At 39.4% G+C, this 19,731-nt stretch carries 19 protein-coding genes and 1 other RNA gene; 8 read left to right on the forward strand and 12 right to left on the reverse strand.

All coding sequences use genetic code 11. From position 1 onward, the window contains the following. Window positions 1-44 precede the first annotated feature (44 nt). Window positions 45-935, forward strand: coding sequence for a DUF72 domain-containing protein (locus SD427_RS14835; RefSeq protein ID WP_320558576.1), 891 nt, complete (start codon window positions 45-47; stop codon window positions 933-935). Between the two features lie 86 nt (window positions 936-1,021). Here the strand turns inward: SD427_RS14835 and SD427_RS14840 are convergent, their stop codons facing one another. The 6 genes from SD427_RS14840 to SD427_RS14865 form a co-directional block, all read right to left on the reverse strand. After that, window positions 1,022-1,522, reverse strand: coding sequence for a hypothetical protein (locus tag SD427_RS14840; protein ID WP_320558577.1), 501 nt, complete (start codon window positions 1,520-1,522; stop codon window positions 1,022-1,024). A gap of 133 nt (window positions 1,523-1,655) precedes the next feature. Then, entirely contained in the window at window positions 1,656-2,300 is a 645-nt protein-coding gene (locus SD427_RS14845; protein ID WP_320558578.1) for an HD domain-containing protein, read from the reverse strand. A 33-nt stretch (window positions 2,301-2,333) separates the two neighbouring features. Then, the gene (locus SD427_RS14850; protein ID WP_320558579.1) at window positions 2,334-3,170 is read right to left on the reverse strand and encodes a serine aminopeptidase domain-containing protein; all 837 of its coding nucleotides are present in this window, start codon (window positions 3,168-3,170) and stop codon (window positions 2,334-2,336) included. A gap of 87 nt (window positions 3,171-3,257) precedes the next feature. Beyond that, window positions 3,258-4,148, reverse strand: coding sequence for a ribokinase (locus SD427_RS14855; protein WP_320558580.1), 891 nt, complete (start codon window positions 4,146-4,148; stop codon window positions 3,258-3,260). A 78-nt stretch (window positions 4,149-4,226) separates the two neighbouring features. Then, entirely contained in the window at window positions 4,227-4,862 is a 636-nt protein-coding gene (locus SD427_RS14860) for a DUF4241 domain-containing protein (protein ID WP_320558581.1), read from the reverse strand. Between the two features lie 100 nt (window positions 4,863-4,962). Further along, entirely contained in the window at window positions 4,963-7,578 is a 2,616-nt protein-coding gene (locus SD427_RS14865; RefSeq protein ID WP_320558582.1) for a valine--tRNA ligase, read from the reverse strand. Between the two features lie 128 nt (window positions 7,579-7,706). Here SD427_RS14865 and SD427_RS14870 point away from each other — a divergent pair, with 128 nt between their 5' ends. Then, window positions 7,707-8,174 carry a DUF1573 domain-containing protein gene (locus SD427_RS14870; protein WP_320558583.1) on the forward strand — a complete coding sequence of 156 codons (468 nt, stop codon included), beginning with the start codon at window positions 7,707-7,709 and terminating at the stop codon, window positions 8,172-8,174. 176 nt (window positions 8,175-8,350) lie between these two features. Further along, entirely contained in the window at window positions 8,351-9,220 is an 870-nt protein-coding gene (locus SD427_RS14875) for a polyphosphate kinase 2 family protein (RefSeq protein ID WP_320558584.1), read from the forward strand. Between the two features lie 102 nt (window positions 9,221-9,322). Here SD427_RS14875 and rnpB read toward each other — a convergent pair. Continuing rightward, window positions 9,323-9,653, reverse strand: an RNA gene (gene rnpB, locus SD427_RS14880) — RNase P RNA component class A. A gap of 186 nt (window positions 9,654-9,839) precedes the next feature. Between rnpB and SD427_RS14885 the strand changes: the two genes are divergently transcribed. Then, window positions 9,840-10,331, forward strand: a complete 492-nt coding sequence (locus SD427_RS14885) for an RNA polymerase sigma factor (RefSeq protein WP_072954385.1) — start codon at window positions 9,840-9,842, stop codon at window positions 10,329-10,331. After that, window positions 10,324-11,004 carry a beta-carotene 15,15'-monooxygenase gene (locus SD427_RS14890; RefSeq protein ID WP_320558585.1) on the forward strand — a complete coding sequence of 227 codons (681 nt, stop codon included), beginning with the start codon at window positions 10,324-10,326 and terminating at the stop codon, window positions 11,002-11,004. Before SD427_RS14885 ends, SD427_RS14890 begins: the two co-directional genes overlap by 8 nt. 88 nt (window positions 11,005-11,092) lie before the next feature. Here SD427_RS14890 and rpoN read toward each other — a convergent pair whose 3' ends face one another. The 4 genes from rpoN to SD427_RS14910 all read right to left on the reverse strand — a co-directional run bounded on the left by rpoN (window position 11,093) and on the right by SD427_RS14910 (window position 15,448). Further along, the gene (gene rpoN, locus SD427_RS14895) at window positions 11,093-12,556 is read right to left on the reverse strand and encodes an RNA polymerase factor sigma-54 (protein ID WP_320558586.1); all 1,464 of its coding nucleotides are present in this window, start codon (window positions 12,554-12,556) and stop codon (window positions 11,093-11,095) included. Window positions 12,557-12,713: 157 nt separating this feature from the next. Beyond that, entirely contained in the window at window positions 12,714-14,162 is a 1,449-nt protein-coding gene (gene asnS / locus SD427_RS14900; RefSeq protein WP_320558587.1) for an asparagine--tRNA ligase, read from the reverse strand. A gap of 135 nt (window positions 14,163-14,297) precedes the next feature. Next, window positions 14,298-14,897: a CDP-alcohol phosphatidyltransferase family protein gene (locus SD427_RS14905; RefSeq protein WP_320558588.1), complete on the reverse strand. Its 600-nt coding sequence runs from the start codon at window positions 14,895-14,897 to the stop codon at window positions 14,298-14,300. 2 nt (window positions 14,898-14,899) lie between these two features. Then, entirely contained in the window at window positions 14,900-15,448 is a 549-nt protein-coding gene (locus SD427_RS14910) for a hypothetical protein (protein ID WP_320558589.1), read from the reverse strand. A 98-nt stretch (window positions 15,449-15,546) separates the two neighbouring features. Between SD427_RS14910 and SD427_RS14915 the strand changes: the two genes are divergently transcribed. The 3 genes from SD427_RS14915 (at window position 15,547) to SD427_RS14925 (ending at window position 19,086) form a co-directional block, all read left to right on the forward strand. Continuing rightward, window positions 15,547-16,470 (forward strand): helix-turn-helix transcriptional regulator, encoded by a 924-nt coding sequence (locus tag SD427_RS14915; protein WP_320558590.1) that lies wholly within the window; start codon window positions 15,547-15,549, stop codon window positions 16,468-16,470. Window positions 16,471-16,624: 154 nt separating this feature from the next. Then, window positions 16,625-17,284, forward strand: a complete 660-nt coding sequence (locus SD427_RS14920; RefSeq protein WP_320558591.1) for an AraC family transcriptional regulator — start codon at window positions 16,625-16,627, stop codon at window positions 17,282-17,284. A gap of 224 nt (window positions 17,285-17,508) precedes the next feature. Further along, on the forward strand, window positions 17,509-19,086 hold the full coding sequence (locus SD427_RS14925; protein ID WP_320558592.1) for a serine hydrolase: 1,578 nt from the start codon (window positions 17,509-17,511) through the stop codon (window positions 19,084-19,086). A 97-nt stretch (window positions 19,087-19,183) separates the two neighbouring features. Here SD427_RS14925 and rimM read toward each other — a convergent pair whose 3' ends face one another. Then, window positions 19,184-19,726, reverse strand: coding sequence for a ribosome maturation factor RimM (rimM, locus tag SD427_RS14930; protein ID WP_320558593.1), 543 nt, complete (start codon window positions 19,724-19,726; stop codon window positions 19,184-19,186). Window positions 19,727-19,731: the final 5 nt, after the last annotated feature.

The following is a 19,731-nucleotide window of genomic DNA, read 5'->3' on the forward strand; positions in this document are numbered from 1 at the left end:
TTGGTTTTATTTTTGTTGAAACAGTTAATCACTAAAGACTTCATATGAAATTCGGAAAACTGGAAGACGCTTCCCATATTAATTTTACGCTGCCCGAAGACCACCCTGATACCAAAGAAGCACTGGGCCGGAATGCAGCCGGGCTGGGCAATGTTTCAATCGGGTGTGCAAAATGGAGCAAGGCCGATCTGAAGGGCTTCTATCCGAAAGGCACGAAGGACGAACTGTCCTATTATGCTACCCAGTTCAATTCCATCGAGCTGAATGCCACGTTCTACGGAATGCCGGCACCGGCGCAGATCATGACCTGGAAAGAGAAAACACCCACACATTTTAAATTTTTCCCGAAAATCCCCAATACCGTTTCCCATTTCAGAAGACTGATTGATGTTACGGATCCCGTAACCCAGTTTGCCACTTCCATCATGAATTTTGAAGAGAAATTAGGGATGGCCTTTCTTCAGCTTCATGACAATTTCAAACCTCAGGATTATGCCAGGCTGGAAAAATTCGTCAGGGAATGGCCGGAAGAAATCCCACTGGCCATAGAGCTCAGAAACATGGAATGGTTTACCGATGAAGATAAGTTCAATACCACCTGCCGGCTTTTCAGGCAGCATCAGATCACCAATATCATTGTGGATACTGCCGGCAGAAGAGATGTGCTCCATATGCGGCTTACCACGCCTGATATCTTTATCCGCTATGTTGCAACCAATACGGAAACCGATTACCGGAGGCTTGACGAATGGGTAGAACGCCTGACGGAATGGAAAGAACAGGGCCTTCGGAATGCAGCCTTTTTCATCCATCAGGATATTGAGGCCGATTCTCCGCTTCTCTTCACCCACTTTATACAGGGACTGAATAAAAAATGGAAAACCAATCTTCAGGTTCCGAGAATGGCAACGGGAAGCATGGGAACCCTGTTTTAAGGATTAATCATTTATTTCGGGATAAAAAAAATTATATATTATCAGCGGCATTGAATCCGGCTTAAATTAATTGACAAAATAAATACTTATTTCTTTTTCCTTACCAGCAGTACCAGGTTCAGAAACAGCAGCAGAAAATCCAGGGCAATCCAGATTCCGACTTTTATATTTTCATAATTGTAGGCCTCCACCTGCTTCTTGGCTAAGTCAGAAAGCTTTACACTCTGATTGATATAGTTCTGAATTTCAATGATCTGGTCGATATTTTTATTCGGGATCGCATGCTGTGAGAAATACACCAGGTTTTTTTTGCCGAGATACCCTACAATCCAGTATTCATCAGACCTGTCCATGCTGAGGTATTCTATTCTGTAATATTCAGGGCGGACTTTCCCGATATGTTTGGTTTCGATGATTTTGCCTGCTTCAGAATCATTTAAAGTCACCACATAAAAATCCAGTGGTTGCGGAAGCTTGTTGATGACCTGCAACGCAACTGAATTCTCCACGATACCTACCACACTTTTCTTCACAAACCAATAGGTAAAAATGGAAATTGAAAAAATAACGGTAACAATGCGGAACAATTTTGCCCATTCAGCAGCTTTTCCCTTTTTTATCTTTGATAAAAGCAGAGAAAAAATTAAGGCCCAGAAGATAATCAGAACAGTGAATACCATGCTGCAAAGATACTTATTTTAAAAGGTTTTCAGCGTTGTGTCAGTCAACATTCCATTCTTTGTAAAACTGGTCAAGGAATTTCAGCATGAAATCATGACGCTCACCGGCAATCTGCTTTCCTTTTTCCGTATTCATCAGGTCTTTTAACAGCAGCAGTTTTTCATAAAAATGGTTGATTGTTGTCCCGTTGGATTTCTTGTATTCTTCTTTGGACATAGTCAGCTTAGGCTCGATATTCGGGTCATACATCAGGTTATTTTTAAAGCCTCCGAAATTAAATGTCCTGGCAATGCCAATCGCCCCGATGGCATCAATCCGGTCGGCATCCTGAACGATTTTCAGTTCTACCGGTAAATTTTCAGGAGCTTCTCCCCTGTTCTTGAACGAAATATTCCGGATGATAAATAGTACCTGTTCAATAATGTCTTCAGAAGCATTCTGGCTTTCCAGGAATTTCCGGGAAACACGCAGTGCCAGTGTTTCATCCCCGTTATGGAATTTAGGGTCTGCAATATCATGCAGAAGGGCAGCCAGTTCCACTACCTCCATATTACAGGGTTCCGTTACGGCAATCTTTTTTGAAAGCTTCCATACCCTTTCTATATGAAACCAGTCATGTCCAGCTTCGGCACCTTCCAGTTTTTTCTTTACAAACTCTACTGTGTTTTCAATCAGATCCTGCATTTATATCAATTCAGTTTAATTTAATTTAATAATTCAATTTAATTCATCTAAAACAATATCCCAGAGCTTCCTGTTATAGCTCCTGAAAAAATTAATGTGCCCGATTATTCTTCTCTCCGATTCGGAGGCCTTAACCAGCCTGTGCTTAGGCTTAAGAAAAGGATAAGTGTCATCCAACAGGCTCTTAACGCCTTTTTCAGTTAACCAGGCATCATCTTCCGCACGGATAACAAAAACTTCCCGGGTTAAGCTTTTAGAATAATCACCCGTTTTCTTCAATAAGGCACCGGTTGATTTTCTGTTTAAAATTAAGGTTCTCCAGTCATATGCACAATTTTTCGGCAGACTTTCTCCCAACCCGAACCAGTGTGCCGGAAAATATCCCAGACATGCAGTGGTCAAAGGCTGTACAATGCCGAAACCCAGGCATGCTTCAATCTTGGTTTTAAGTTTTAAATTTCCCGTGAAAGCATTCTGTGTCCCTACAAAAATAAACTTCTCAAATATTTCACAATCCGGATTCATTCCGATAATCAAAGCTCCGACGGAATGCCCCAGGCAATACTTTCGGTACTCCCTAAAATGAACTTTGATATAATCCGTCACGGCTTTAAAATCTTCGGAACCCCAGCTTCTCATGGATGCTTTAAAGCCTTTAAGGTTTTCAGGTTTTGAAAGCCCGATCCCGCAATAATCATAGGTAACCACAGTAAACCCTTTTTCGGAAAAATACCGGGCAAATGAGAAATAAACCTGCTGCCTTACCCCGGTTGCGGAATTGATCAGCAGAAGCCGGCCGTTGCTTTTTTCAGGATGAAAGATGTGAGCGGTAACCGGGAAATGATACGAAGCCAGTATGAGCTTTTCCATAGATAAAAGAAAAAATTCCACCGTAAAAGTGGAATTTTAAACTGTATTATAAATTATATTTTCAATCTTTCGATATGCAGAAAATAATTAAAGAAAGTCAGATACCCTTGGAAGTCCGGTCTGGGAACCTTTTTTACCGGATACTTTTGCCGAAACTTCGTTTCCGAATTTCACGCATTCCTCAATATCATTGCCGTGGCACAGCGCAATGGAAAAACCGGACGTAAAAGCGTCTCCCATCCCCATCTTATACGCATTTTTGTCATTGTAATTGCTGCTGCAGTATTTCATTTCCGTGCCGTCAAAATAAACAGTGGAGTTGATATCGTCCCTTACAAAAACCTTGTTGAAATATTTTTTAAGGATCACTTCTCTCTGATCTTCGCCGAACACAATATGCAGCTCACTGCTTTTTACTATGATAAAATCAACATTTTCAAGGATTTCATTGCTTAATTTCTGCGCCGGAGAAGCATACAAGCCTACTTTTTTGCCATGTTTCCTGGCCTTCCTGACAGTATATTCAATTACTTTCATTGAAACCTCAAGCTGAAGAAGCACAAGATCTGCGGTATGAAAATATTTATCTGCCGCTTCTACATGTTCAATGCTCAGATAATTATTGGCTGCAGGCACCACAACAATGGCGGCACTTCCGTCAGATGTGGTAACGTAAGCCGTTCCTGTAGCTTCACGGTCAGTTTCAAAAACAAATCCGACATTTACATTCTCGCCAACCATATTCCTCATAATCTGCTGGCCGAGCGGATCCATCCCTACACAGCCGATAAAATACACACTGGCTCCTAATCTGGCTGTGCCGATAGCCTGATTGGCTCCTTTTCCCCCAAAATAGCTCTCTGAATTATGGGCAATTACCGTTTCATTTACGCACGGGACTTTTTCTGTTTCTAAAACAAGGTCAATCGACGAGCTTCCTACAACGATGATTTTTGGCTGTTCTGATGAGAAATTCATTGGTTTTATATTATTTTGGTGTTGACAAGTAACAAATGTACAAGGTGGAAATTACGTTTACAAGATAATTAATATTAATTAACTGATTTCAATAAATTCCGTAACGATCTTTACCGGCACCCGGTTTTTATCATAAGCAATGTAACTTGCATAAAAACCTTCGCCATACCCGGTCTCAAAGGCAAAAATGGTTCCGGGATGGCTGTCTGACGGCTTTAAAAAAGCATACTGGTCAATAGCTCCGTTCTCATCAAAAAAGTGTTCATGGAAAAACTCTTCGTAAATTCCCATAAAATCCACTCCTTTGCTGTGATAAAGCCTTTGTTCCAGCTCATTCAGGACAATCTGTGTATCCGCATCCATGAAGCATCCCATGCCGCTTTCAACAGGATATCCGAAGATCTCGCCTTCCGCTAAGTCTTTCACCAGCTGTCCTTGTGTTGTGGCCAGCTGCCAGTCTGAAATTTCAGAGTTGCTGAAGACAATTTCCGCATAGGCTACACAGTTGCTCTCTCTTTCTTTATGAAGCAAAACAGCAAAATCCCCTTTTGGAAACACCGCAGTAAACGGCTGCATATCATTGGTAATCACCGGATCACAGGCTACCAGCTTGCCGCTTGAAAGATAGATTTTGCCGACTTCGAAACTCTCCAGCAAAGGGCTTTCCACGAAGTCTTTTGAGAATAATTTTTTTATGTTTTGTATGTGTGTCATTTGTTTGTATTCATTTCGATACCGGTACAGAGAGGATTCTTAATCATTATATTCTCTGAGCCTGATATCCAATAAACCGGCCAAGATTACTGCGGATCCGTTATAAGCTTTTCAGTTTTTCTTCCAGAATGGCAATTTTGTCTTGGGCATCTTTCTGCTTTCTGCGCTCCACTTCCACGATTTCAGGCTTTGCATTGGCTACAAACTTTTCATTGGAAAGCTTCTTATCAACGGAAACCAGAAACCCTTTCAGGTATTTTAATTCCTCTTCTGTTTTGATTTTTTCTTCTTCGAGATCCAGGTTTTCACTTAAGGGAATCGAAACCTCGGTTGATCCTACCAGAAATGTAAAGCTCGGCTTGTCTGTTTTTGTCCCGAAATGGATTTCTGAAACATTGGCCAGTTTTTTAATAACTGATTCATTGGTAAATCCGGATGCATTGGTGAAAATCTCCGCTGCTTCTTTCGGGGAAATCCCTTTGGTCTGGCGGTAATTTCTTACCCCCGAAATCACTTCTGCTGCCGTTTCAAAGTTCTTAATGATGTCTTCATTAAAAGCTTCTGCTTTCTTTTGCTGCGCGATGACCAGCGCTTCATCTGTTTTTCTTTCCGAAATCAGCTGCCATATTTCTTCTGACTGGAACGGTAAAAACGGATGCACCAGTTTCATTAATTCTTCAAAAAGAGCAACGGTTTTATTATATACTTCTTTAGAAATCCCTTCACCATAATTCGGCTTGATTGCTTCAAGATAGTAGCCGCAGAAATCATCCCAGATTAATTTATAGATCAAATGCAAGGCATCGGAAATCCTGAACTTCTCAAACTGATCATCAATTTCAATGATTGTCCTGTTCAATTTATTTTCAAACCATTCGATTGCCTGGGTCTCTGCGGAATTTGCAGGTTTATCTTCATGGTTCCACATATTGATCAACCGGAATGCACTCCAGATTTTCGACATGAAATTTCTTCCCTGCAGCATTAAATCTTCATCAAAAAGAAGGTCGTTTCCGGCTGCGGAACTCAATAAAATCCCTACACGAACGCCATCAGCGCCATATTTATCCATCAATTCCAGCGGATCGGGTGAGTTTCCTAAGGATTTTGACATCTTCCTTCTCTGATTGTCCCTTACGATCCCTGTAAAATAGACATTTTTGAACGGGACTTCTTTTCGGTATTCCAAACCGGCCATGATCATCCTGGCTACCCAGAAGAAAATAATATCCGGCCCGGTTACCAGGTCAGAAGTCGGGTAATAGTAACTGATATCTTTATTTCCGGGATCGTTCAGGCCGTCAAATACAGACATTGGCCATAACCATGATGAGAACCAGGTATCCAATGCATCTTCGTCCTGTTTAAGATCGTCTGCCGTTAGCTGTCCGTTACCCGTTTTTTCTTTTGCTAAAACTAAAGCATCTTCTATATTTTCTGCAACCACGAAATCATTTTCTCCGTCTCCGTAATAAAATGCAGGAATCTGCTGCCCCCACCAGAGCTGGCGGGAGATGTTCCAGTCGCGGATGTTTTCCATCCAGTGTTTGTAGGTATTTTTAAACTTTTCAGGATAAAATTTCACCTCATCATCCATCACCACGTCCAGCGCAGGTTTTGCAATTTCAGACATTTTAAGGAACCACTGAACGGAAACTTTAGGTTCGATCACTGCTCCGGTCCTTTCGGAAGTCCCGACTTTATTTACATAGTCTTCTGCCTTCAGTAAAAGATCTTTTTCTTCCAGTTCTTTTGCGATCTGCTTTCTTACGTCAAACCTGTTTTTGCCTGCGTAATGCTGACCGTGATCGTTTAAATTCCCGTCATCATCCAAGGAATCAATCATCTGAAGATTGTGCTTCTGCCCGATCTCATAGTCGTTAACGTCATGGGCCGGCGTAATTTTCAATGCCCCTGTGCCGAATTCGATATCCACATATTCATCCTCAATAACCGGAACTGCCCTGTTTACGATCGGTACGATTACTTTTTTACCTTTCAGGTGAGCATACCTTTCATCATTAGGATTGATACAAACGGCAGTATCCCCGAAAATTGTTTCAGGACGCGTTGTAGCCACCGAAAGGAATTCTTCTGTCCCTTCGATTTTATATTTTAGATAATATAATTTTCCGTTCTGTTCTTTAAAGATGACCTCTTCGTCAGAAATATTGGTTTTTGCTTCAGGATCCCAGTTTACCATCCGGTACCCTCTGTAAATTAAACCTTTGTTATACAGGTCAACAAAGCTTTTAATGACCTGCTGAGAAAGGGATTCTTCCATGGTGAAACGGGTTCTGTCCCAGTCGCATGAACATCCTAATTTCTTTAATTGCTCAAGGATGGTCCCGCCGTATTTGTCTGTCCATTCCCAAGCATGCTTTAAAAATTCTTCACGGGTAATATCAGATTTATTGATTCCTTCAGACTTCAGTTTGGCAACAACCTTCGCTTCTGTAGCAATGGAAGCATGGTCTGTCCCCGGAACCCAGCAGGCATTAAAGCCCTGCATCCTTGCACGGCGTACCAGAACATCCTGAATGGTATTGTTCAGCATGTGCCCCATGTGCAAAATCCCTGTAACATTGGGAGGAGGAATGACAACAGTGTAAGGCGGCTTTTCATTGGGTTCTGAATGGAAGTATTTGTTTTCCAACCAGTAATTGTACCATTTCTGTTCTGTTTCCTGTGGATTGTACTTTTCTGAAATCTGCATAAATTCTAATACTTTACTTTACAATGTGCAAAAATAGTCTAAAGAAAAAAAATTTTGAGTATGAATTAAAATAATTTTTAACTTTGTTTCTTGAAATTTATCTAACAACGTATTTAACATTCAAGAATATGAAAAAATTAATTGCAGGAATTGCATTATTCGGAACATTTGCACTAGCATCTGCACAAACCATCACGTTTGATAAGACCACTTTTGATTATGGTACCATCAAACCAAGTTCAGACGGTACAAGATTTTTCACGGTAACCAATACCGGTGACAAGCCTCTGGTACTTTCTAATGTTAAAGCATCTTGCGGATGTACGACACCTGAATTTAAGACAGACCCTATTATGCCGGGAAAATCTGCTCAGATTAAAGTAGGATACAACACGGCTATCAACGGCGGGTTCAACAAAATGATCGAGGTATTTTCTAACGACCCTGCAAACAGCAGAAGCGTTATCTACATCAAAGGAAATGTAGATGCGAATGCGCCTGAACCAAAGCCAATGACTGCTGCAGAACTGAAAGAAAAAGCAAAAGCTGACAAAAAAGCAGCAAAGCAGGCTAAAAAAGTAGCTGCTGTGAAGTAGTCTCTACTTAAAGAATAAAAAAACCGTCTCTACTGAGGCGGTTTTTTTATTATATTTAAGTAAAATAAGAAGTAAGATATATCAGAACCAGATCTTAGACTTACAGCTTTATGTTTTAAATTTAAAAATAAATTAAATCATCAGATCATTAAATCATTATAATAAACTATTAAAATATGAGTACCGATTTCTCAGACGATTTTTTAATCAAAGGAAAGTTTTCCATAAAAAAAGCATCTACGGCATATAAAGGTAAAATGACTAAAGAAGAAGGAGTACAACTGCTGATCCGGGAGCAGGAAAAACTTCGTAAACTTCAGGAAAAACTGTATGCGGACAGCAGCAAGTCTCTGCTAGTTGTACTTCAGGCTATGGACGCAGCAGGAAAAGACAGTCTGATTGAGCATGTTTTCGGCGGCGTTAATCCGCAGGGATGCAACGTAATGAGCTTCAAAACACCAAGCTCCAAAGAATATGCCCATGATTTTTTGTGGAGACATTACCTGGCCCTGCCCCAGAAAGGGATGATCGGGATCTTCAACCGTTCGCATTATGAAAGCGTCCTAGTATGTAAAGTACACCCTGAGTATAATTTAAGTGAAAAAACCTGGGATTCCGTAAAAGATTTTGATGAAACATTCTGGGAAAACCGGTATGAAAGCATCCGGAATTTTGAAAAGCACCTTACACAAAACGGAACGACGGTTGTTAAAATATTTTTAAATGTCTCCAAAGATGAGCAAAAGAAAAGACTGATTGACAGGATAGACGAGAAGGAAAAAAACTGGAAATTTTCAGCGGCAGACCTTCCGGAACGGGCTTTATTCGATCAATACATGGAATGCTATGAAACGGCCATCAATGAAACGTCAAAAGATAACGCACCCTGGTATGTAATCCCGGCAGACAGCAAATGGTTTGCCCGTGTAGCGGCTATCCAGATTATTATTGATGTGCTGGAAAAGATGGACCTGAAATACCCCAAACTTTCCGAAGAAGACCAGTCAGGTTTACAGGATGCAAAAAAGCAGCTGGAAAACGAATAAATAAAATGAAATAAAGTAAAATGAATTCGGATGGAGGATGGAAGTAAAATTACGGTATTGAAACTTCCCTCTTCCTGCCCTAAATCTGTAGTTTTTTAAAAAATCACGAGAAAATCTGTAAGCCGGATTTTGTATCCTGCCGCAAGCAGCAGGATGCCTGTTATTTATCTGCGTCGTGCATTGCTGCAAAACTTGAGCTGATTACCCCTCGGCTTTCAGAGCGAGCCACTCCTATTTTCATTGCTGAAAAGAACCGATATACTTATCATTGCACCGCAAAGAGTTTACCTGGTTTCACTACAGCCGAACTGTACCTGCTTTCTGTTGCACTTGTCCTACCCTCGCGGGTGACGGATGTTATCCGCTTTGCTGCCCTCCGGTGTCCGGACTTTCCTACCTCCCAAAAAAGGAAATCAACAGGCCGACTTTCTCGTGGCTGCAAAGATACAAATTAGTTATGAGTTGAGCGTGATGAGTGACAGGCTGAATAAATTTGATTTACGTAAATAAATGAATAATGTATTTTTAAATGTAAACCATTACTCATAATTTATAGCTCATAACCATTCATCAGTTAACACTTTATTACTATCTTCGTGCAACAATTACTAAACCGGCATTGGCTTCAAAAGAAAAGGAATTTGCGCAGCTTATTAAGGATAATCAGGGCCTGATTATCAAGGTTTCGCGTCTTTATACCAATTCGCTGGAAGACGAGGAAGACCTGTTTCAGGAAATTGTCCTGCAGCTGTGGAGAAGCTATGACTCTTTTAAAGGAAACTCCAAGATTTCCACATGGATGTACCGTGTTGCGCTTAATACCGCCATTACCCTTTTCAGAAAAAAAAGCAAAAGCCTTCCCACCAACGAGCTGGACATCAACCATGCAGATTTTATAGAGGATGATGATGAAAAACAGCAGCAGGTATCACTTTTGTATACTGTTATAAAAACACTTCCGAATGTGGAAAGAGCAATTGTTATGATGTACCTGGATGACCTGCCTTATAAGGATATTGCAGAAAACCTCGGAATAACAGAAGTGAATGCCCGTGTAAAAATGAACCGATTAAAGAAAACCCTTAAAGAACAGATGGAAAAATATGCCTGAATTTGATTTAGACAGCTTTAAGAAAACATGGCAGGAACAGCCTGTTCAGGAGAAATACGGCAACCAGGACATCCTTCAGATGCTGAACAGAAAATCGCGGAATTACGTAAAGTACATCTTCTGGATCAGTGCAGCGGAATTCCTGTTTTTTACGCTGTTAGGACTGTTCTACATCATTCAGGGGAATGAATCCAATTCGTTCATCAGCATTCTGGGAAAACTGGGGATCCGGAAAACACCGGAAATGGAAACGGATTTTGACCATATTTACCTGACGTTAAAAATCTTAAGTTTATGCGTAACTGCTTATTTTGTTTACAAATTCTATCAGAACTACAAGGATATCAAAATTGAGGAAAACCTGAAAAAATTCATCCTTAAAATCATCCAGTTCAGAAAGACCGTTAATGCGTTTATCTTAATTAATATTGCCCTGTTACTTGCCTTTACATCTATTTTCACCGTCTTTGTTTTTTATATTGTGAACACCCAGAATATACAGATCACAAATTCCATGATCACAGGTTTTACAGCAGGGATCATCATCAGCACAGTTTTCACTGTATTGATTGTCTGGTTGTATTACAGGGTAGTATACGGCATCATTATTAAAAAGCTCGGCCGGAACCTGAAGCAGTTACAGGAAATAGACTCTCAGGAAATGCCGGATTAATTTCCATCCTGATTTCCGGGAATACCAAAAAAAATTATTATTCATCAGACATAAAAAAAGCATTTCAGATTGAAATGCTTTTCTGTATTTAAAGTTCTTTTCTGAGCCTTGCAACCGGAATATTAAGCTGTTCGCGGTATTTGGCGATTGTTCTTCTTGCAATATTATATCCCTGTTCCTTCAGGATAATCACCAGGGCATCATCAGTCAATGGTTTCCTCTTATTTTCCCTGCTGATTACTTCCTGCAGGTGCATTTTGATTTCTTTGGTAGAAACTTCTTCACCGTCATCATTCGTCAGGCTGTCCGAGAACAGGTCTTTCAAATAAATAATCCCGTTTGAAGTGTCTGCATATTTGCTTTTTACTACTCTTGAAATGGTAGAAATATCAAAACCTGTAATATCTGCAATATCTTTCAGGATCATCGGCCTTAGGGATTTCTCATCGCCTGTGATAAAATATTGCTTCTGGAATTTCACAATAGCCGTAATGGTCTGCAGTAAAGTATTCTGGCGCTGGTTAATCGCATCAATATACCATTTTGCAGCATCCAGCTTCTGTTTGATGAATAAAGCAGCCTGCTTGTGCTCAGAAGAATTTTTATCGTGGGAATAGGTAGTCAAAATATCCTTGTATTCTTCGGATACTCTTAAAGTAGGGGCATTTTTGCTGTTCAGCATAGGGATAACCTGCCCGTCTTTTACCTGAATAACGAAATCCGGAATAATTTCCTGGTTGATGGTAATGGTCTGGGTATCAAAATTCCCGCCGACTTTAGGCGATAATTTGGAGATTTCTTCCAATGCATCTTTCAGGTCTTCTTCTTCAATATCGTATTTCTGGATAATTTTGTTGTAATGCTTATTGGTAAGCGCGTCAAACTGGAACCTCAGAATATTGGCAGCCAGAGAAACCGCTTTGTTGGCACTCACTTTCTTCTCAATCTGTAGAAGAAGGCATTCCTGGAGGCCTCTTGCCCCTACTCCGGGCGGATCAAGCTTCTGTACATAATTTTCAAGAATATCTTCAATTTTTTCCTTGGTCGTATAAATTCCCTGAGAGAAGGCAAGGTCATCAACAATTGATTTGATTTCCCTTCTTAAGTAACCGTCCGTATCCAGGTTACCGATGAGGTATTCTGCAATTTTCTCATCCTCACTGCTGATGTTGATCAGGTGGATCTGCTCCAGCAGGTAGTCATAAAGAGACTGCCCTTCCGTTAAAAGGCTTTCGTTATCAAACTCTTCGTCGTCAGGAGAATAGTTGCTGGATGCTGTTTTATAAGTCGGCTCATCGTCATAAAGATACTGGTCAACATCAAAATCAGTTTCAATGCTGTCTGTACCTTCACTTTCATACGGTTCTTCCAGCGAAGCATAATCATCTTCTTTGGATTCTTCTTTTGCAATTTCCAGGGCCGGGTTTTCTTCTAATTCTCTTTCAAGTTCCTCCTCAAACTCAAGGGTGTGAAGCTGGATCAGTTTCATCAGCTGGATTTGTTGAGGAGCCAGCTTTTGTCCTAATTTGAGTTGTAAGTGTTGTTTAAGCATATTTTACTAAATGGTGTTAACATAACATATGCTACGAATTTAATAAATAATTTCGATAAAATAACATTTTAGCACGATTTTTGTACCATGGCTGGGATAATAATGACTCTTTTAGAATAAAAAAAGCCTTACGTATTACAGTAAGGCTTTTTTGTATTTAAAATTCAGCATTTTTGGGAGTCCTCGGAAAAGGAATCACATCCCTGATGTTGGTCATTCCCGTTACAAAAAGCACCAGTCTTTCCAGACCAAGGCCAAACCCTGCGTGCGGCACGGAACCGAATTTGCGGGTATCCATATACCACCAGAGCTCATGCTCGTCAACATGCATTTCTGCCATTTTCTGTTTCAAAACATCCAGTCTCGCTTCTCTTTCCGAACCTCCGATGATCTCGCCGATTCCCGGGAAAAGAACATCCATAGCGGCAACGGTTTTGTTATCATCATTCAGCTTCATATAGAACGCTTTGATCTCTTTCGGGTAATCAAACAGGACAACCGGGCTCTCAAAGTGCTTTTCAACCAGGTATCTTTCATGCTCAGACTGAAGATCCGCCCCCCAGTTTTCAACAGGATACTGGAATTTACCCTTTTTATTTTCTTTTGAATTCAATAAAATTTCAATGGCTTCCGTGTAAGAAACTCTTTTGAAACGCTTGGCCACCACATTTTCAAGCTTTTCAATAAGACCTTCTTTTGCTCTTTCTTTCTCCGGTTTTGTTTTCTGTTCTTCTGCAAAGCGTTTGTCCAAGAAGTCCAGGTCATCTTTACAGTGGTCTAATACATACTGGATAACGTATTTTAAAAAGTCTTCTGCCAGATCAATGTTATCTTCAAGGTTATTGAAAGCCACTTCCGGTTCGATCATCCAGAATTCTGCAAGGTGCCTTGTGGTGTTGGAGTTTTCTGCACGGAATGTAGGCCCGAATGTATAGATTCTTCCCAATCCCATAGCAGCAGTCTCGCCTTCAAGCTGTCCGGAAACCGTCAGGTTGGTTTTTTTACCGAAGAAATCCTGGGCAAAATCAATATCGCCCTGCTCATCTCTCGGAATGTTATTCAGATCAAAATTGGTTACCCCGAACATTTCCCCTGCACCTTCTGCATCAGCACCCGTTACGATCGGCGTATTGATGTAAAAGAACTGGTTCTGGTTAAAGAAAGAGTGGATGGCAAAACTCACCGCGTGGCGCACTCTGAAAACAGCTCCGAATAAATTGGTCCTGAATCTCAAATGGGCCTGATCTCTCAACGTTTCCAATGAGTGTTTTTTGGGCTGAAGAATCGTTTTATCCCTTTCTTCTGTAAAGTTATCCCCTAAAATAATAATTTTTTTAGCGATAATTTCCACGGCCTGTCCGGCTCCCTGGCTTTCAACCACTTCACCAATAACCTTTAGAGAAGCAGCCGTACTTATTTTGTTAATAATCTCTTCGTCGAAATTTTCGAAATCAACAACGATCTGCAAATTATTAATCGTGGAACCATCATTAAGCGCAATGAAGCGATTGGCACGGAACGTTCTTACCCAGCCGTAAACCGTGATATCATGATGTAATACTTTCCTGTAATCCTGTAGGACTTCCTTAATCGTCTGCTTTTTCATGTGTTGATAATAAATTTTTGTATAAAAATTAATGTGCGCAAAGTTACAAAAAAACAGCGCAATATGATGACTGCGCTGTGCTTTTACAAAATCATTTATCAATTATTTAATCAGAAAATCTACTGTAAATAAGGTTTAATTGAAGAAAACCGACTTTTTCCTTTGTTTTCCGCTGCGGATCATCCAGGCATGATAAGAACTGGGAATGTCATACTGCCATTTGGGGAGCATCAAAATAATAAGAATAACATCCAGATGGGAAATAAACCCTAGGCCTACGGCCAGATAAAAAGCCCAGCCCGCCTGTTGGAATCCTATCAGATAAGTAAAAGCAACCAGCAGGCTCAGTCCCCATATTTTTGATAAAAAGGCATGCGTACAGGTTTCTTTTCCGAATTTCAGGAAGCTGACGAGGTAACAAAGCGCTTCCATGGCAAAGATTAAAAGGATGGCCGGCCATTCGTTTTTTATCAGTTCAGGATTCAGAAAATAGGAAGCAAAGCCCAGCGAAAGCCAGAAAATTAAATCGGTCTGGCTGTCCAGTCTCCGCAGTTTTTCCGATGAAATGCCTGCTTTCCGGGCAATGATTCCGTCAAAAATATCGGTAAGCAATCCGGCATACATCAATGTTAAAATTAAAAACCGGGATTCTGTACCATTAAAATAAGCTAAAGCAAGAATAATTGGGGCAAGAATAAATCTCACGGCGATTAAAATATAGGGTATTGTTTTCATGACTAATGTATTTTTTCAAAATCCAAATGGTAATGCAAAGTTTTCCAATCGCTCATAACAATCATAAAACCGTTACAAAAAAAATAGTTTGTCTGCACTTGCAGATTGTTCTTCGTATCCACTGTAAAACGGGATTTCTGAATATTTAATCCTCCCAAAACCAACGGAATTCCCTCCAGCATAAATCTTTTTTCTTTTAAATATAGAAAACCGTCACTTTCCAGCTTTACTCTTAAGTCTTTATCAGCCAATAAGTTTCCGGCATTATAAATTTTTACATTCAGTTTTTTCTGATTTATTATCTTAAGCTGCAGTTTCATATCTTTTCCGTTATATTTATCTTTAAAGGCAAACATCCGTGTATTTCGGTCAACAACATCTGTAAGGTTTCCTACATAGCCTCCGGCATGTGAAATTGAGGCATTACTGTAAATACCATCTAAGAGACCGAGATTATTTTTGTTGAGAACTGCGTTTTTATTATCCACATCCCTGAAACCTGCACAACTGAACAGGAGAAGCAGACCAAAATAATAACTTATATTTTTCATAGCTTATAATGTATGATTCAAAATTACCTGTGGAAAGCCCTATCCTGAATGCGGAAAAAAATTAAAATAAATACCTACATTTGTGAAAATCACAAAATATGCATCAGGAACGTTTACTTAAGGAAATCAGAAAGAAAACAGGCGGTAAATCTTTGAATGATGAAATTGCCAACATTCTCAACATAAGCTATGATGCGGCACACCGGAGAGCTTCACAGAAAGCGAAATTCAGTTTTGAGGAAGCACTGGAGCTGGCAAAATATTATCAGGTTTCCCTGGATCAGTTCATGACTTCGGACCATCAGATCCTGGTGCAGAAAACCCCGGCGGTTACTGAAACAGAAGACCTGCAGTCATTTTTCAAGAACAATCTGAAGGTTTTTGAGAACCTGCCGGGCTCTGAAATGACGGTCTATTATTCTGCGAAGGACATTCCGTTTTTTTATACCCTTTCCGATACGCTGCTTTCCCGTTTCAAGGTATACGTATGGATGAACCTGCTGAATGCAAAACAGGTTTTTATCCCTTTCCTGAAGTTTTCACTTCCCTATTTTGAAACCAACACCAAAGAACTGAGAAAGAAATACGAGGAACAGAATGTTGTGGAACTGTGGAATGAAAATACGATTTCCAGCATCCTTCAACAGGTATTATTTTACAGTGATACGGGACTTTTGCAGAGAAATGAAGCGGAAATTATCCTGAAAGAACTCAGAACGCTGATTGAATACATTGAAAAGAAAACAGAAAGCAACCCGAAATTCCACCTTTATGAGAATGAGCTGATGCATCTTTCCAACGACATTTTCTTCCATCATCCGCAGCAGTCGCTTTTCGCCGTGCCTGTCAACATGTTCGGCTACATCCTGATCAATGATGAGAAAACCTGTGAAGAAACCCGGAATTATTTTGAACACCAGATCAAAAATTCAAAATCGCTAAATACTTCCGGAAACAGGGACCGGAAAATATTTTTTAATAAAATGTACAGGCAGATTGAAAATTTAAATCAAAAACTTTAATATGAAAAATCTTCGTCGTGGCGAGTTCTTCGGGCAGACCGGCGAAATCCTCAATTTTGATGGTATAACCATTACGGATACGGAATACACACTTTCTTTCGTCGACTGGCATTATCATGAAAATCCATACTTCACTTTTCTGCTACAGGGAAATATGACGGAAGGGAATAAGAAAGAAATCTATGATTGCTCAGCAGGAACTTTGCTTTATCATCATTGGGAAGATCCGCATTACAACGTCAAACCAGATATTTTTACCCGAGGTTTGCATATTGAAATCACAGAAGAATGGTTTGAAAAATTTCAGCTTTCAAAGAATAAAATTGAAGGAAGCCTTAACATTAAAAATCCTGCAATAAAGGTATTGATGTATAAAATTTTTAAAGAAACAAAATTAAATGATGATTTTCCTGATCTTTCTGTCCATCAACTTTTATTAAGCCTCTTTAATCAATTATCCAATCAAAAAAGCAATTCAGAAAAGAAGCCTGTATGGGTAAAACAAATTGATGAGATCCTGCATGAGCGTTTCACAGAAAAATTAAGTTTAATTGACCTTTCAAAGATCTTGGATATTCATCCTATGCATTTAAGCAGAGATTTTCAGAAATATTTTCAGTGTAATCTGGGAGAATATCTCAGGAAATTAAGAGTCGAAAAATCGCTGAAAATTTTAACTCATTTTGAGTCTTTATCGGAAGTGGCACTGGAATGCGGATTTTCAGACCAAAGTCATTTTATTCGATGCTTTAAAGAAAATATCGGAATTACACCTTTGAAATATAGAAAGATTTTGGGCTCATCTTTTATATAAAAAATGTTTGCCTTTCCGGTTTATATGAAAAACTGAACGCATACTGATTTACATCCAAAGAAAATCAGAAATGTTAATTTCATTCTATTTTTTCCGAAAATCAAATTCTAATTTTGTCAGATAAAATCAACTCGATGCATAAGCTTTCAAAACAATCTAAACTATTTCTGTCTTTATTTGTATTGATGTTTCATTCCTTTTCTTCCGGACAAAAAACGAATATTGTGAAAACTGAAGGCATAAAAACAGTATTGCAGAGAAATAATATCGGTAAAATATTTTTTACCGATAAGAAAATTGGGGAAGATATTTTGAAGCAGGCAGATTTTCTGGATTCTTATACGTTTACCAACAAGAGTAATCTTTTTTTCGTTGCTTATTTTGACAATTCATTGACCAATCACAAGCATTTTCTGTCGCCGGAAGTTCCGTCAGATTCTTTATTCAAAAGCGGTAACTACCAATTTACCCTGTTTGTGGACGGAAGAGAAATTTATAAGAGTAATCTGCTGCCGGGAGCTCCGCCATCTGAAATCCAGGATAAAGTGACTTCATTATACAGACCTTTTATAGACAATATTAATGGTCAGGGTTCCTGGAGCGAATCTTTCTGGAACCGATTTCTGAATAATGGTGGAGACAAAGCTCTTTCGGATGGCAGCCATACCCTGAAAATGGAAATCCGCCCTTATGTAAGAACCGAAACTGTAAAAACAGGCGAAATAATAGCTTCCGGAAGCCTGGAGCTTAACGTTATAAGAAATCCAAAAATTGATATTTCAAATATTACTTTAAACAGAATAGTTCCTTACAATGGATTTTCTGTTTCCAGAGAAAAATATGATACAGAAAAAATAAAATTACTTAAAGGTTCCATAGATGAAGGAATATTTAAAAAGATAAACAGTGTTGTTGTTATAAAAAACGGCGAAATATTAATGGAGGAATACTTTAATGGAGAAAATAGAGAAACGCTGCACGACCCGCGCTCTGTAGGAAAATCATTTACGTCAACATTGATGGGACAGGCAATTTCGGACGGTTATATCAAAAATGAATCAGAGTCCCTTAAAACTTTTTACCAGCTTAATCAATTTGAAAATTTCAGTGCAGCCAAAGAGCAGATTACAATTAAAGATCTTTTGACAATGAGTTCCGGATTCGACGGAAATGATGAAGATTATAACAGTCCAGGAAATGAAGAGAATATGTATCCGACTTCCGATTGGGTAAAGTTTACGCTGGATTTGCCTTTTCAGGAAAAGCTTGATCATACATGGCATTATTTTACAGCAGGAGTCGTTTTATTAGGTGATATTATCAATAAATCGGTACCGAACGGTTTAGAAAGATATGCTGATGAAAAACTACTCAAGCCACTCGGTATCAATCACTATGAATGGCAGTATACCCCGCAGGGCATTCCAAATACAGCAGGCAGTATCAGGATGAATGCTTTGGATTTTGCAAAGTATGGCCAACTCTATAAAAATAATGGGGTCTGGAACAAAAAACAAATTCTCTCAAAGACTTGGGTAAACCGTACTTTTACAAAACAAAAACAAATATCCGGCAGGGAAGATGAATATTATGGTTATCTGTTCTGGAACAAAAGCTACAAATCAAAAGGTACATTATATGAAGCTTTTTATTGTGCGGGAAATGGAGGAAACTATATTTTGGTCTTTAAAGATCAGCCATTAGTAATGGTTATTACAGCAAGTGCCTATGGGCAACCTTATGCCCATTCCCAGATTGATAAAATTATACAGGATTATTTATTGCCCGCAATGTATGAGTAATGAGAGTGGGTAATAAGCAATAAAATACGGTGAAGAAATGCAAATGGTTAAAAGTGAATTTGCTTTCTCAGCTCATTTTCCTTTTACCAAAAAGAAATTATTCGTCTTTCTTGGAAGGAACGAGAAAAACATCGATAAGACCTTCGGGAAGCTGTATTTTGATGAATCTTTCATCTCTGTTCACTTCGATAATCCAGTCTTTGATCATGGGGATCACTACTTCTTTACCATCCAGATTGGTCACGAAATAGACCTGGGCGGTCTGATCATTTACTGAACGGATGACGCCGCAGTCCCGATCGTTTTCATCCAGGATGCTGTACCCGATGATTTCATGGTAATAAAACTGTTTGCCGGAAAGTTTCGGTAATGTAGACAGCGGCAAATATACGTCTTTACCCAGGGATTGGTCTACGAGTGCTTCATTGGAATTTTTAAAAGCGATGTTCAGGGCATCCAATTTGCTCCAGGATGATTTTTCAATAAAAAAAGGAACCAATAATCCGTTGATTTCAACGAATATTGATTCCAGTTTATTGTAAAGCTCGGGCTGATCGGTATCCAGTTTAAGGATAACGTTGCCCGCAAGTCCGTGTCTGCGTGTGATTTTTCCTAATAAATAGCAATCTTCTTTACGCATATGGG

Origin of the sequence: Chryseobacterium sp. JJR-5R (assembly GCF_034047335.1) — a bacterium.
GTDB lineage: Bacteria > Bacteroidota > Bacteroidia > Flavobacteriales > Weeksellaceae > Chryseobacterium.

Excerpts from the sequence above, each read along its gene's own strand:
- SD427_RS14870 (WP_320558583.1), top strand. The coding sequence starts at position 7,707 with ATGAAAAAATTAATTGCAGGAATTGCATTATTCGGAACATTTGCACTA.
- SD427_RS14920 (WP_320558591.1), top strand. The coding sequence starts at position 16,625 with ATGACGGAAGGGAATAAGAAAGAAATCTATGATTGCTCAGCAGGAACT.
- rimM (WP_320558593.1), bottom strand. The coding sequence starts at position 19,726 with ATGCGTAAAGAAGATTGCTATTTATTAGGAAAAATCACACGCAGACAC.
- SD427_RS14850 (WP_320558579.1), bottom strand. The coding sequence starts at position 3,170 with ATGGAAAAGCTCATACTGGCTTCGTATCATTTCCCGGTTACCGCTCAC.
- asnS (WP_320558587.1), bottom strand. The coding sequence starts at position 14,162 with ATGAAAAAGCAGACGATTAAGGAAGTCCTACAGGATTACAGGAAAGTA.
- SD427_RS14890 (WP_320558585.1), top strand. The coding sequence starts at position 10,324 with ATGCCTGAATTTGATTTAGACAGCTTTAAGAAAACATGGCAGGAACAG.
- SD427_RS14860 (WP_320558581.1), bottom strand. The coding sequence starts at position 4,862 with ATGACACACATACAAAACATAAAAAAATTATTCTCAAAAGACTTCGTG.
- SD427_RS14855 (WP_320558580.1), bottom strand. The coding sequence starts at position 4,148 with ATGAATTTCTCATCAGAACAGCCAAAAATCATCGTTGTAGGAAGCTCG.
- SD427_RS14875 (WP_320558584.1), top strand. The coding sequence starts at position 8,351 with ATGAGTACCGATTTCTCAGACGATTTTTTAATCAAAGGAAAGTTTTCC.
- SD427_RS14905 (WP_320558588.1), bottom strand. The coding sequence starts at position 14,897 with ATGAAAACAATACCCTATATTTTAATCGCCGTGAGATTTATTCTTGCC.
- rpoN (WP_320558586.1), bottom strand. The coding sequence starts at position 12,556 with ATGCTTAAACAACACTTACAACTCAAATTAGGACAAAAGCTGGCTCCT.
- SD427_RS14865 (WP_320558582.1), bottom strand. The coding sequence starts at position 7,578 with ATGCAGATTTCAGAAAAGTACAATCCACAGGAAACAGAACAGAAATGG.
- SD427_RS14835 (WP_320558576.1), top strand. The coding sequence starts at position 45 with ATGAAATTCGGAAAACTGGAAGACGCTTCCCATATTAATTTTACGCTG.
- SD427_RS14910 (WP_320558589.1), bottom strand. The coding sequence starts at position 15,448 with ATGAAAAATATAAGTTATTATTTTGGTCTGCTTCTCCTGTTCAGTTGT.
- SD427_RS14845 (WP_320558578.1), bottom strand. The coding sequence starts at position 2,300 with ATGCAGGATCTGATTGAAAACACAGTAGAGTTTGTAAAGAAAAAACTG.
- SD427_RS14915 (WP_320558590.1), top strand. The coding sequence starts at position 15,547 with ATGCATCAGGAACGTTTACTTAAGGAAATCAGAAAGAAAACAGGCGGT.